The organism is Thiocapsa sp., from assembly GCF_018399035.1.
GTDB lineage: Bacteria > Pseudomonadota > Gammaproteobacteria > Chromatiales > Chromatiaceae > Thiocapsa.
On the sequence record NZ_CP073760.1, the window covers coordinates 3,389,109 to 3,402,452 of the forward strand.

Here is a 13,344-nt window from a genome sequence, read left to right on the forward strand (position 1 = left end):
GACGGGTTCCGCACCAACCCAATCACAGGGAGTCCTCGATGACACTGCTGAGCGAGCTGATCCCCATCCCGGAGCAGGTCCACCAAAGCGATTTCGTGCTGCGCCTGTCCCATGGGTTGGCGGACGCCGAGCGCACGCTCGATGATTACGTGGTAACGGAGCAGCTCGTGCACTGCTTCGACGAGGCGCTGGGGTTCATCCAGAATGCGCTCGCCGCCGCGGTCAGCAAAGCGATCTACCTCAACGGCAGCTTCGGCTCGGGCAAAAGCCACTTCATGGCGGTGCTGAACCTGCTCTTGGCCGGCAATCCCCATGCGCGCTCGATCGTCGAGTTGGCTCCGGTGGTTGCACGCCACAACGCCTGGACCGAGGGCCGGCGTTTCCTGCTGGTGCCCTATCACATGATCGGCGCGACCGATCTGGAGTCGGCGATCCTCGGCGGCTATGCCGAACAGGTGCGACGGCTGCATCCCGAGTCACCGGTGCCGGGGTTCTACGTGGCGGAGCACCTGTTCCACGACGCCGAGACGATGCGCGAGCGCATGGGCGATACGGCGTTCTTCGCGGCCCTGAACGAGGCCGCCGGGGGCGGAGGTTCAGGCTGGGGAGGGCTCGCCGGGGGTTGGGATGCCGCGACTTACGGGACGGCCAAGCTGGAACCGCCGGCCGCGGATGAGCGCGTTCGGCTGGTCGGCGACTTGATCAGTGCCTTCTTCAGCGCCTATCGGACCGCCGCCGGGGTGCAGGGAGAGTCCTTCCTGCCGTTGGATCAGGGCCTTTCGGTGCTCTGCAAGCACGCCCGCGACCTGGGCTATGACGCGGTGATTCTGTTCCTGGACGAGTTGATCCTGTGGCTCGCGAGCCGGGCGGCCGACACCGCCTTTGTCAGCAGCGAGGGGGCAAAGCTCTCCAAGTTGGTGGAGGCCCAGTACGCCGACCGCCCGATCCCCCTGGTGAGTTTTGTCGCACGCCAGCGGGATCTGCGTGAGCTGGTGGGCGAGAACCTGGCCGGCGCCCTGCTGCTCCAGTTCGCCGACACGCTCAAATACTGGGAGGCCCGCTTCGAGAAGATCCGCCTGGAGGATCGCAATCTGCCGGTGATCGCGGAACGACGCCTGCTGCGCCCCCGCGACGAGCAGGCCCGTGAACAGATCGATACCGCCTTTGCCGCGTTGCGGGACCTGCGTGCCGACGTCTCCGCCACCCTGCTCACGGGCGACGGGCAGTGGCACGCCTTCCGCCAGGTCTATCCCTTCAGTCCTGCCCTGGTGCAGACCCTGGTTGCGGTCTCCTCGGTGCTCCAGCGGGAGCGCACGGCGCTGAAGCTGATGCAGCAACTCCTGGTGGACCGGCGCAACGATCTCGAGCTGGGGCAACTGATTCCGGTGGGGGATCTGTTCGATGTCATCGCCGAGGGCGACGAACCCTTCTCCGATGCGATGCGCCTGCACTTCAACAACGCCAAGACCCTCTACTATCAGAAACTGCTGCCCATGCTGGAGCGGCGCCACGGGATCACCTGGCAGGACGTGCGTGCGCACTTGGCCGACCCCCAGGCGGCGCAGCGACTGACCAATGATGCTCGACTGCTGAAGACGCTTCTGCTGGCGGCGCTGGTGCCGGAGGTTGAATCATTGCGGGCGCTCACCGCCGCGCGCCTGGCCGCGCTCAATCACGGCACCATCAAGGCGCCGATCCCCGGTCGCGAGGCCCAGATCGTGATGAGTCGCTGCCGGGAGTGGGCGGCCGAGGTCGGCGAGATCAAGGTCAGCGAGGATTTCAACCCGCTGCTCTCCATCCAGGTGACCGGGATCGACCTGGCGCCCATCCTGGAGAATGCGGCCTCCTACGACAACCAGGGCAACCGGCGGCGCAAGGTCCGCGAGATGCTGTTCGCCGAGCTGGGTATCCCCGAGGGCAACGACCTTTTCTCGACCTACAGCTTTGCGTGGCGCGGGACGCGCAGAGCGGTCGACGTGATCTTCGACAATGTGCGCGAGGTCGATGACGGTCGCCTGCGCGGGCGCGAGGGGGCCTGGACGCTGGTCCTGGACTTTCCGTTCGATGATCCGGGCTACACCGCTCGGGACGATATCGCTCGGCTCCAACGCTTCGCGGGTACCGCCCAGACCCTGCTCTGGCTGCCGAACTTTCTCAGCCAGAAGGCGCTGAAGGAGTTGGGCATCCTGGTGCGCATCGATGCCATCCTGACCGGCGACCGCTTTGGCGAGCTCGCGGGTCATCTGTCTCAGGTGGACCAGGCGCAGGCCAAGGCACTTCTTAAGAATCAACAGAGTCAGTTGCAGCAGCGGATGCGGCAGTGTTTGGAGGCGACCTACGGGATCAGCAACGAGCCGCGCGACGCGGTCGAGACGGTGCTGGCCGCGGGGGAGCACATCCGCTCGCTCGAACCGACCTTCAGTGCGCGCATGCCCGTGGGCGCCAACGTCGGGGAGGCGTTCAAGGGGCTGCTTGATCAGCTCCTCGCCCACCAGTACCCGGCGCATCCCCGCTTCGAGACCGACATCCGCCCGGCGGTCCTGCACAAGGTCCATGGGGTGATCCAACAGGCGGTTCAGGCACCGGACCAGCGCGTCTATGTCGCCGATCGGTCGTTGCGTGCCCTGGTCAAGTCGATCGCCGATCCGCTCAAGGTGGGGCAGACGGGGGACACCCACTTCGTGCTCGGCAGCCATTGGCGCACGCACTTCCACCAGAAACAGGCCATGGAAGGCATCGGGCAGACACCCGCCGAAGGCACGGCAGCCGCCGGACTCACGGTGTCGTTGCTGCGCGCCTGGATCGATCAGCCGGACCCCATGGGACTGCCGATTGAGTTGCAGAATCTGGTCATCCTCACCTACGCGGATCAAGGCGATTACGGCTTCTTCCAGGGCTCGGCCCCGATCAAGGCCGGCATCGAGCGCATCCAGGACGAGTGTGCCCTGAGGCAACAAACCTTGCCGACGCCGGAGCACTGGACCAAGGCCGTGGGACGGATGGCGAGCCTGTTCGGGAGGGTGCAGGCGCAGGGTCTGAACGCCGCCAACCTGACCCGACTGATCGATGATCTGAGCGCCTTGATCGTGCCGCTCCGCATCCCGCTGCGGGCGCTCGCCGCCGAGCTGGGGCGACGGCTGACGGCCTTGGGCGTGAAGGACGGACAGGCGCCCCGACTGATCACGGCCAATGCGGCCCTGGCCCTGGCCGAACGGGTGTTGGCGGCGGGCGGCAGCGACCGCGCGGCGGCCTTGGCAGAGGCCGAGGTGTTGACCTCCGAAGCGGCGATGGCCGCCATCCTGGCGAAGGCGCAGACGCTCGAGGAATCCATTCGCACCGCGGACTGGCCGCTCTTCGAGGCCGTCTGGAAGCTCGACGACCCGCGCCGAAACGAGGCCGCGCGGATCAGGGAGCGGGTCATCGAGGTGCTGAGCGCGGACGAGCATGCCATCGCGCTCAAACCGGCGCTCGACGAACAGCGGGGGAAGGCGCTGCGGCTGCTGAGCGAGGTGCCGCCACCGCCACCGCCTCCGCCTCAGCCACCACCACCACCGCCTCGCCGGCCAGGTCTGCGCGTGATCCTGGAGGAGCGCGCGGCAGGTCTCGATGCGGTCGCCGCCGATGCCGTCCTGGGTCGGGTCCGGCAGACCATGACCGAGCACCCCGATGCCCGGCTCGACATCGAGTGGCGGATCCTGACCGACGGGGAAGATTAGGCGATGGTGCCGAGCACGCGGCAGATCCAACAGCAGGTCGCCACGGTCATTCAACGCGATGCCGAGGCGCGGACCCTGGCGATCCATGCCGCCGCCCCGGGGGCCTGGCCGGAGCGCATCAAGGTCGGCCCCAAGGGTTTCCGGCTGGTCTGGTGCGAGTCTCCACTGGCGGCGCGCGAGGCGCTGCTGGACGACACCCAAGACGACGATGGTCTGGTTCTGCTGACCGGGTCGGACGACCAGTGCCTTGGCGCGGACCTGTTGGCCCGTCTGGCGCGGGGTCGGGTGTTTCGGCTGCAGAGCTGGGAGCTGGTTCGCGACAGCTTTCAGGCGCGGGACATCGACCCCCGGTTAGGGCGGCTGCACTGGATTGCCGACTGGCTGGTCGAGCATGCACCGAGCAGTGGGTATCCCCCGGCACCGGGCGGTTTCCTCTCCGGCGACCTCGCCTGGGGCCAGGTGATGGCCTCGGCGCTGGGGATCGGGGAGCCGAGACCCGACGCGCTGACGCTGGTGGAATGGACCCTGCGCGACGATGCCTCGGGTCGTTTTCAGACGCTCGCCGATCCGATGCGCGCCGACGTTGCCGATTGGCTGACAGGCTCGGCCGGGCCGGCAGGTCGCCCGCTGGTGGCCTGCATTGCCGCGGGACGGGGTGTCGACTGCCTGCCCATCGGGCTGGTCTGCGAGCTGATCTTCCGCACCGACAGCGAGACCGACCCACGCCTGTCCGCCGCCGCACGACTTGAGCGCTTCACCGAGGGGCAGCGGATCGAGCGGTCGGGCGGACGTGGCTGGGCGACCGCCGCCCTGGCCGCGTTGGAGCGTCTCTCCGATCCGGCCCGTCGGCGGGCTATGCTCGCCCGCGCCGATCTGCTCCTCGATGAGCTTGGCCTGGGCAGTTTGGCCGAGTCCAGCGACGTGCTCCAGGCCGGTTTGGAGGCGCGCTTGTTGCGTTATGCGCAGACGATCGAGGTCGCGGTGGCGACGCCGGGCGCCGAGCCGCTGCGCCGCTGTGAGGCAGCAGCGCAAGGCGTGCTGAACCACCGCCAGGCCGTCCATCATCCCGCGCGATGCCGTCGGGTCACACAGTCTCTGCGGCTTCTGCGCTGGCTGGCCAGCCTCGAACAGAATCCGGTCGATGTTGCCGCGGCGGCGGCGGATTACGCCGCCGCGGGTTCGTTCGTCGACTGGGCGCGGATGGTCTTGATCGGAGGCGATGAGCTTGCGGACCTGTCTGCGGCCTTCGCGCGTCTCACGGCTGCGGTCCGTGCTCGGCGCGAGCGCTTCAACCGCCGTTTCGCCGACCTCTTGGTGGCCTGGAACACGGCCGCCGGGGCCGTGCGCCGGGTTGCGGACAAACCCGACGTGGCGCTGGTGCCGGTTGAAGACGTGATTGTCTCGGTGTTGGCGCCGCTGACGGCACAGTGCCCGGCCCTGCTGCTGGTCGCGGACGGGATGAGTCTTCCGGTGCTGCGCGCCCTCGCCGAGAGTCTGGTGGCGCAAGGCTGGATGGAGGTGGCCCCGCGCGAGGGTGTGCCGGCCAGGGTCGGGGTAGCGATGCTGCCGACCCTGACCGAGGGGTCTCGGGCCAGCCTGCTGTGTGGGCGGCGGACCTTGGGCCTCGCCGCCCAAGAGAAGACCGGCTTCGGGCGCCATCCGGACCTGTTGGCGGTGTCCCGCGCGACGGCGCGCCCGGTCCTGTTTCACAAGTCCGAGCTTGGCGACGGCAGCGGGCTGGCCGATGGCGTGCGGGAGGCGCTGCGGTCGCTGGACATCCAGGTTGTGGGGGTGGTCTACAACGCGGTGGATGACCACCTGGGCGGCTCGGATCAACTGCATCAGACCTGGTCGGTCAGCGCACTGCGCCTCCTCGGCCCGCTGTTGCATGAGGCCCGACTGGCGGGACGCGCCCTGCTCATCACCGCCGACCACGGTCACGTCCTCGACGAGGGTGCAACAGCGCGCGGCCCCTTGCGGGAACCGGTGGACGGGGATCGCTGGCGCCGCTGCGAGGGGGCCATCGACGCCGGCGAAATCGAGCTGAGTGGTGATCGCGTGCTCGCCCCCGGCGGCTTGTCGCGGGTCATTTTGCCCTGGAGCGAAGGGGTCAGGTACGCGGGCAAGAAGACCGGTTATCACGGCGGGATCACGCCTCAGGAGGTGCTGGTGCCGCTGCTGACGCTGGTGCCGGCGGGCCGGGATGTTGCCGGTTGGGTGCCGGTCCCCCCGCTGCTCCCGCCCTGGTGGGAGGCGAGTGAAGGGGGCGTGGCGCCGGTCGGCCCGCGCGCGTCGGTCGATCCGGGCGTGCCATTGGCCACTCCGGCGCCACCAGCGAAAAAAGGACGAAAGATCGATGCGTTGCAGTCCGACCTCTTTGCGCAGGCGCCGAACGTTGCGCGGGTCGATGACTGGGTGGAGCGCTTGATGGCCTCACCCGTCTATGCCGAGCAGAAGCGCTTGGCCGCACGCATTGCCCCGAGTGATGAGGAACTGCGGCGATTCCTGCTCGCCCTCGGCAGCCGCGGCGGCGTGCTCGGAAAGAGTGCGCTCGCCCGGGAGCTCGGCATGCCGATGGTTCGGATCGGTGGATTTCTCAGCGCGGTCCGGCGGGTGCTCAATCTGGATCGGGCGGCCGTGGTCTCGGTCGACGAGGCGGCTGGCGCCGTCACGCTCAACCGCGACCTGCTAAAACTCCAGTTCCAGATCAAGGACGCCTAGTCGATGCCGGCGCCCTCCCGTCGTGACGAGGTCATCGGCGCCCTGCGCCGCGGGACCGTCCCTGAGTCCGGACTGGATCTGCTGGCGGTCGGGCTGGACGGCTTTGCGCCGACGTTGACCGAGGAGCTTGCGACCATCCGCACGGGGCGGGGCCTGTTCAAGGCCGTGCGCGGTGAATACGGCTGCGGCAAGACCTTCTTCGGCCGCTGGCTTCAGGAGCATGCGCGGACCCTGGGTTTCGCCACGAGTGAGATCCAGGCGTCGGAGACGGAAACGCCGCTGCATCGGATGGAGACCGTCTACCGGCGGGTCTGTGAGCGGTTGACGACGAGCGAGGGCGACGGCGCCTTTCGCGGCGTGATCGATGGCTGGTTCTACACCCTTGAGCAGGATGTGCTGATTGACGGACGGATCGATCCGGGCGATGCGTCTGCGCTGGTGGCGGCGACCGACCGCCTGATGGAACAGCGGTTGGCCGATGTCACACGGGTGGCGCCCGCCTTCTCGGCCGCCTTGCGGGCTTACCGCCAGGCGCTGCTGCGCGATGAACCCGCGATCGCCGAGGGTTTGATGGCCTGGGTCTCCGGACAGCCCACGGTCGGGGCCGCGGTGAAGCGCGTGGCCGGCATCCAAGGGGCGATCGATCACTTCGGGGCGACCAGCTTTCTCGCGGGACTCCTCACCATCCTGAGGGACTCCGGTTACGCGGGCCTGGTGCTGGTTCTCGACGAGGTGGAGACCCTGCAACGGATGCGCGGCGACACCCGCGACAAGGGGCTCAATGCCCTGCGCCAGTGGCTCGACGAGATCGACACCGGGCGTTTCCCCGGTCTTTATCTGCTGGTCACCGGAACCCCGGCCTTTTTCGACGGACCCCAGGGGGCACAGCGGCTCCCGCCGCTGTCTCAGCGGCTACATACCGACTTCGCCACCGCGGCGCGTTTTGATAATCCCAGGGCAGTGCAGATCAGGCTGCCGGGCTTCGGACTGGAATCCTTGTGTGAGGTTGGCCGCAAGGTCCGTGACCTCTATGCGGATCAGTCAAAGGTTGCGGAGCGTATCCGCGCCGCCGCGGACGATGCCTACCTGGCGGACCTGGCGACCGCGGTGACGGGTCAACTGGGCGGCCGGGTCGGCATCGCCCCCCGGGTCTATCTGAAGAAGCTTGTTGCCGACGTGCTGGACCGCATCGATCAGTTTCCCGATTTCGATCCGCGGGTGCACTATGCCCTGACGGTCGCGGAGAGCGAGTTGACACCCACCGAGCGCGCCGCGCGCGGCGCACTCGGCGTCGACGACATTCAGCTCGATGTTCCCCCGGACCCCCAACTTTAGTCGGCCCAGTTGGACCGCCGACTTCAGTCGGCCTGTCTCGCCGACTGAAGTCGGCGGTCCGGGGGTTAAGATGATCGGTCACGACAGGCGATTGAACAAACAACTGTGACTCCCTTCGAGCGTCTTCATCCGGCCCTGCAGTATCACGTCGTCATCGGGACCGCCGACTTCAGTCGGCCCGTCTCGCCGACTGAAGTCGGCGGTCCGGGGGTTAAGATGATCGGTCACGACAGGCAATTGAACCAATAACCGTGAATCCCTTCGAGCGTCTTCATCCGGCCCTGCGGTCTCACGTCGTCATCAGGACCGGCGACTTGAGTCGGCCCGTCTCGCCGACTGAAGTCGGCGGTCCCAGGGGTCAGGACGATCGGTCACGACAGGCGATTGAACAAACAACCGTGACTCCCTTCGAGCGTCTTCATCCGGCCCTGCAGTATCACGTCGTCATCGGGACCGCCGACTTCAGTCGGCCTGTCTCGCCGACTGAAGTCGGCGGTCCGGGGTTAGGATGATCGGTCACGACAGGCAATTGAACCAATAACCGTGACTCCCTTCGAGCGTCTTCATCCGGCCCTGCAGTATCACCTTGTCAACTCGCTTGGCTGGTCCACGCTTCGGCCAACCCAGCTTGCGGCCATCGCGCCCATCCTCGGCGGCGAGGACTGCCTGTTGCTCGCCCCGACGGCCGGCGGCAAGACCGAAGCGGCGGTGCTACCGCTCATGTCGCGGATGCTTGCCGAGTCGTGGTCGGGGCTCGGCGTGCTCTATGTTTGTCCGATCAAGGCCCTGCTGAACAATCTGGAGCCGCGCCTGACGCGCTATCTCGGTCTGGTCGGCAGGCGCGTTGGACTCTGGCACGGCGACTTGGGTGCGAGCGCCCGGCGGCGTCTGGTGGCGGAGCCTCCCGATCTGCTCCTCATCACCCCCGAGTCCATGGAAGGGGTGCTGACCTCCAGGGATCCGGGGCGACGGGACCTGTTTCAGTCGGTCCGCACGATCGTTGTCGACGAGCTCCACGCCTTTGCCGGCGATGACCGGGGCTGGCATCTGCTGGCATTGATCGAGCGATTGGCGCAACTGACGGGGCATCGCCTGCAACGGATCGGTCTCAGCGCGACGGTGGGCAATCCGGAGGCGCTGTTGCGCTGGCTCGCGCTCGGCGGCCCCGGGCGAGTGATCGGCGCGGGCGGGGCATCCGACGATGCGGACGTGACCATCGACTTCGTCGGATCCCTCGAAAACGCCGCCTTGGTGCTCTCGCGTCTGCATCGCGGTGAGAAGCGCCTGGTCTTCTGCGACAGCCGGAGCCGCGTGGAAACGCTTGCCGGGGCGCTGCGTCGCGCTGGTGTTCAGGTCTTCGTCTCGCACAGCTCGCTCGCCTTGGAGGAGCGCCGACAGGCCGAGCGCGCCTTCGGCGAGACCAACGACTGCGTGATTGTCGCCACCAGCACCCTGGAGCTGGGGATCGATGTCGGGGATCTGGACCGGGTCATCCAGATCGACGCCCCGGCCAGGGTGTCCTCGTTTCTGCAACGGATGGGGCGCACCGGACGCAGGCCCGGAACGCGCAGGAACTGCCTCTTCCTGGCGACGACCGATGAGGCTCTGCTGTGTTCAGTTGCTCTCGCCTCGCTGTGGCGGCAGGGCTTGGTGGAGGACGTCAAGCCGCCCGGTCATCCCTACCAAGTGGTTGCCCAGCAGATTCTGGCGCGGATCCTGGAGACGCGCGGGGCGCGTGTGGATGCGCTTCAGGATGACATGCAAGCGATCTTCGGGGATGTGACCCGGGAGGCGATCGGGCAGATTCTCGACCATCTGCGGGCGAACGACCTTTTGTGGGACGACGGCGGTCTGCTATGGTTCGGTCCGCGCGGCGAGCGCGAACTCGGTCGGCGAAACTTCCTCGATCTCTTGTCGGTCTTTACCTCGCCGATGCAGATCCTGGTGCGCCATGGCCTCGTCGAGATCGGTACCGTCGATCCCCTGAGCTTGCGGCAGGAAGACCATCGACCGGTCGTTCTTCAACTCGGCGGTCGCGGCTGGATGCTGCGTTCGGTCGACTGGACGCGCCGCATCGCCCAGGTTGAGCCCTCTCAAGGCCAGGGTCGGACCCATTGGGCGGGGACGGGTCGAGCGCTGGGGTTCAGGCTCTGCCGGGCCGTCGGCAGCACGCTGTCCGGCATCGATCCCGAGGTCACCCTCTCCCGTCGTGCCCGCGAGCACCTCGCCAAGCTGCGCGACGAAGCCCCCTTCTGCGGGTCGGGCGAAACGGCACTCGTGACCGACGATGCGGGCGTCACGAGGTGGTGGACCTTCGCGGGATTCGGTGCGAACGCGGTCCTTGCCCAGATCCTGGGCGCGGCAAAGATCGAAGTCCGACGCTTCGACAACTTTGCGATCACCCTCATGCAGGTGCGCGACCGGCTACCGGAGTTACTGATGACGGGAGCGGCACCCTGCTGCGAAGCGACCTGGGAGCCCTGGATGGATCGAACCGAGCTCAAATTTTCGCTTTGTCTACCGGAGTCGCTGGCTAGGGCGGCACTGGTGGCCCGATTGACCGACACTGAGGGGGCGCGGAAGGTCTTGGATGAGCCTGTCCGCCAAATCCGTATCCACGTCGGTAAGGAGAAACGATGATCACGGAAGCTCCGTCCTCAACCCACTGCGATCCGCTCGTGCGAAGCGCGATTGAAGCCCGATTCCGGGACCGCCGACTTCAGTCGGCGCTACGCAAATGTGTTCCGGATTCGGAGGGTTCTCAAGCAATTTCGGTTTCTGCTGCACGACATCGTATCTCTCATCTTGAACCGCGTCGACGCCTACGCCTGCCCGTATCCGCGAGACCCAAGCAATCCCCGCGCCGTCCATGTCACGACGGACGCGGTTCAACGCGCCGTCCCTGTCACGCCGGACGCGGCTCAACCGCGGTTCAACGCGCCTCGGACAGCCGCCACTCCCCGAAGCTCTCGGTGAGGTACGCCTTGCTGCTGATGTAGTTCAAGACGTTGCGCAGCCGATAGAAGCGCACCACCGAGTCGACCCTGATCAGCTCGTTGCCGTGCTCGTCGAAGAAGAGGATCGAGGGGGCGTAGAAGAGTCCGAGCTCGGCCGCCCACGCGCGTGCGGTGGTGCGCTCGCCGGAGGGCGTGACGACGGGCGTCTCGGACCACATGTCGAGCTGGACGCTGTCGAAGTTGCCGAAATAGTTCGTAATCGCGGGCTCCCGCAGGGCTTGGCCGTGCAAGACGTCGCAGGCATGACAATCGCCCTGCTCGAAGAAGACGGCGAGCGGGCGCTCGCTCGGGAAGCGTCGATCCAGGTTGTACGGGGGCTTCGCGAAGAAGGGCTGCTCGTTCAGGTCCTCCGGCTCGAACACCATCCGGTTCTCGCCGCGGGCGAGATAGTCCCGAAAGGTCTCGCGGGTGTAGTGCCCGTCGGCGACATACTCGAGCGCGGCGCGAAACTGATAGGGCGGATAGTAGCCGCGCAAGCGCAGGGCGAGCTTGCCTTCGGCGTCGTAGAAGAGCAGAGAGGGGGTGAAATTGGTGTCCTCGCGGACCGAGAGCTCGCGCTCGGTCATCACCTCGCCGTCGATCGTCGTGACCTCCTCCACGCCCCACACGTCGATGGAGACCAGATCGAAATGGCGCTGGGTGTACTCGAGGATATCGGAAAGACCGAAGTTTTCGTTCAGAAGTTTGTGGCAGTAAGCACAATGTTTCTGGCCGAAATAGACGATCAGCCCCTGTTTGTCGTCGGCGATCGCCTCTTCGAGGTCGCTCGGAAGATCGAGGAAACCCGTTTTGAACCAATCCGGATGCTCGAGCAGATCCTCGCGCGGGAAGTCGTCGAAGCTGTAGGCGGAATCATCCGGCGGCGGCATGTCTTGGGCCTGCGCGCCGTCGATGACCGTCGGGGCGCCCGCGATCAGACCCAGTGTCAAGACGATCGCCGTGGCGGCGGAAAGACGAAACATGCGTGATCTCCGTTGGAAGTTTGGGTGATTTCCTCAACAGGAATTTGTCGTTGTAGAGCCTTCGACCACTTGTCCTGGTTCCGGCTCTGCCGGTAGCTCCTTTTCCGAAAAGCACCTCAACCGCGCCAACCCGAACAATCGTCGCGACTGCCGTGGCCGATCCCATCCAAAAACATCGCATACCGCGGCGGGCGCGGTTGAGGAGACGCGGTTTCGCGTCAGGTCTCGCGATCCATGACGCGCAGGGCGATGAAGAGGGCCGCGACCGATCGAGCCTCGTCGAAATCCTCCCGAGCAAGCAAGGCGTCGATCGCGTCGAGCCTCCAGGGCACCACCTCGATCGGCTCGGGCTCATCGCCGGGGAGTGACTTGGGATAGAGGTCGCGCGCCAGCACGATGAGGCTATGATGCTCGATATAGCCCGGCACCAGCGAGACGCGTTTGATGATCCGCAGGTCGCGGGCGCCGTAACCGATCTCCTCCTGGATCTCGCGATCGGCGGCGGCCAAGGGATCCTCGCCGGCCTCCACGACGCCCTTGGGCAGGCCGAGCTCGTAGCGGTCGCTGCCGGCACCGTATTCGCGGATCAGCAGCACCGTCTCGGCGTCGAGCATGGGGACGATCATGACCGAATCCGTGCCGCCTGGCACGCGCTCGAAGGTGCGGCGCGCGCCGTTCGAAAACTCCAGATCGACCTCCTCCACCCGGAACAAACGGCTCTGGGCGACGATCCGCCGATCCAGTATTTTCGGTTTGCGAAGCATGAACGAGACTCCGATGGGTCAAGTCGCTGCGAAGCGACGCTGGAAACACGAGACGACAAGGGGCATGGCATGATCGATTGGCATCGTATCGACACCGTCTTTTTGGACATGGACGGCACCCTGCTCGACCTGCACTTCGACAATCATTTTTGGCTCGAGCATGTCCCCACGCGTTACGCGCAAGCCCGCGGGCTCGCGCCCGAGGTCGCCAAGGCCGAGTTGCTCGCCCGCTATCGCGACGTCGAGGGCACGCTCGAGTGGTACTGCGTCGATCACTGGAGCCGCGAGCTCGGCCTGGATATCGCCCTGCTCAAGCAGGAGGTCGAGCATCTGATCGCCGTCCATCCGCATGTGCTCGCCTTTTTGGATGCGCTCGAGCGGCGCGGCAAGCGCCGCGTCCTCGTCACCAACGCTCATCAAAAGGCGCTCGCGCTCAAGCTCTCGCGCACGCGGCTCGGCGGCCACTTCGACCGGGTCATCTGCTCGCACGATTTGAAGCTCGCCAAGGAAACGCCGGGGTTTTGGTCGCGGGTTCAGGCGATCGAGCCCTTCGACGTGGAGCGCACCCTTTTCATCGACGACAGCACAAGCGTTCTTCGGGCGGCGCGCAACTTCGGATTTCGCTGGTTGATCGCCGTTGTCGAACCCGACTCCAAGGGTCCGAGGCGCGAGGTCGCCGATTTCCCGGCAATCGCTCACTTCGGCGATCTGCTTCCGGGCCTGCAGTCGGACTGAACGCGCCCGATGTCGCAGCGGCCGCAACGGAACTGCTCAAAACAACCCGGGCGAGAGAATAGCTTTGCCGGGGTTATCGTTGTCGTTGTCGTTG

General features: G+C 66.4%; 7 protein-coding genes. 5 read left to right on the plus strand and 2 right to left on the minus strand.

Features of this window, described 5'->3' with window-relative positions:
- Nucleotides 1-38: 38 nt before the first annotated feature.
- From KFB96_RS15350 to KFB96_RS15365, 4 genes are all read left to right on the plus strand, one after another.
- Nucleotides 39-3,716, plus strand: a complete 3,678-nt coding sequence (locus KFB96_RS15350) for a phage resistance protein (RefSeq protein WP_213457626.1) — start codon at nucleotides 39-41, stop codon at nucleotides 3,714-3,716.
- Between the two features lie 3 nt (nucleotides 3,717-3,719).
- The gene (pglZ, locus tag KFB96_RS15355; protein WP_213457625.1) at nucleotides 3,720-6,437 is read left to right on the plus strand and encodes a BREX-2 system phosphatase PglZ; all 2,718 of its coding nucleotides are present in this window, start codon (nucleotides 3,720-3,722) and stop codon (nucleotides 6,435-6,437) included.
- A gap of 3 nt (nucleotides 6,438-6,440) precedes the next feature.
- Complete coding sequence (gene brxD, locus KFB96_RS15360) at nucleotides 6,441-7,772, plus strand: BREX system ATP-binding protein BrxD (protein ID WP_213457624.1); 1,332 nt, start codon at nucleotides 6,441-6,443, stop codon at nucleotides 7,770-7,772.
- Nucleotides 7,773-8,315: 543 nt separating this feature from the next.
- The gene (locus KFB96_RS15365) at nucleotides 8,316-10,412 is read left to right on the plus strand and encodes a DEAD/DEAH box helicase (protein ID WP_213457623.1); all 2,097 of its coding nucleotides are present in this window, start codon (nucleotides 8,316-8,318) and stop codon (nucleotides 10,410-10,412) included.
- A 292-nt stretch (nucleotides 10,413-10,704) separates the two neighbouring features.
- Here KFB96_RS15365 and KFB96_RS15370 read toward each other — a convergent pair whose 3' ends face one another.
- Nucleotides 10,705-11,751 (minus strand): thioredoxin fold domain-containing protein, encoded by a 1,047-nt coding sequence (locus KFB96_RS15370; RefSeq protein WP_213457622.1) that lies wholly within the window; start codon nucleotides 11,749-11,751, stop codon nucleotides 10,705-10,707.
- Nucleotides 11,752-11,969: 218 nt separating this feature from the next.
- On the minus strand, nucleotides 11,970-12,515 hold the full coding sequence (gene nudE / locus KFB96_RS15375) for an ADP compounds hydrolase NudE (protein ID WP_213457621.1): 546 nt from the start codon (nucleotides 12,513-12,515) through the stop codon (nucleotides 11,970-11,972).
- 69 nt (nucleotides 12,516-12,584) lie between these two features.
- On the opposite strand from nudE, the gene yrfG reads away from it, so the two are divergent.
- Nucleotides 12,585-13,250 carry a GMP/IMP nucleotidase gene (gene yrfG, locus KFB96_RS15380; RefSeq protein ID WP_213457620.1) on the plus strand — a complete coding sequence of 222 codons (666 nt, stop codon included), beginning with the start codon at nucleotides 12,585-12,587 and terminating at the stop codon, nucleotides 13,248-13,250.
- Nucleotides 13,251-13,344 lie beyond the last annotated feature (94 nt).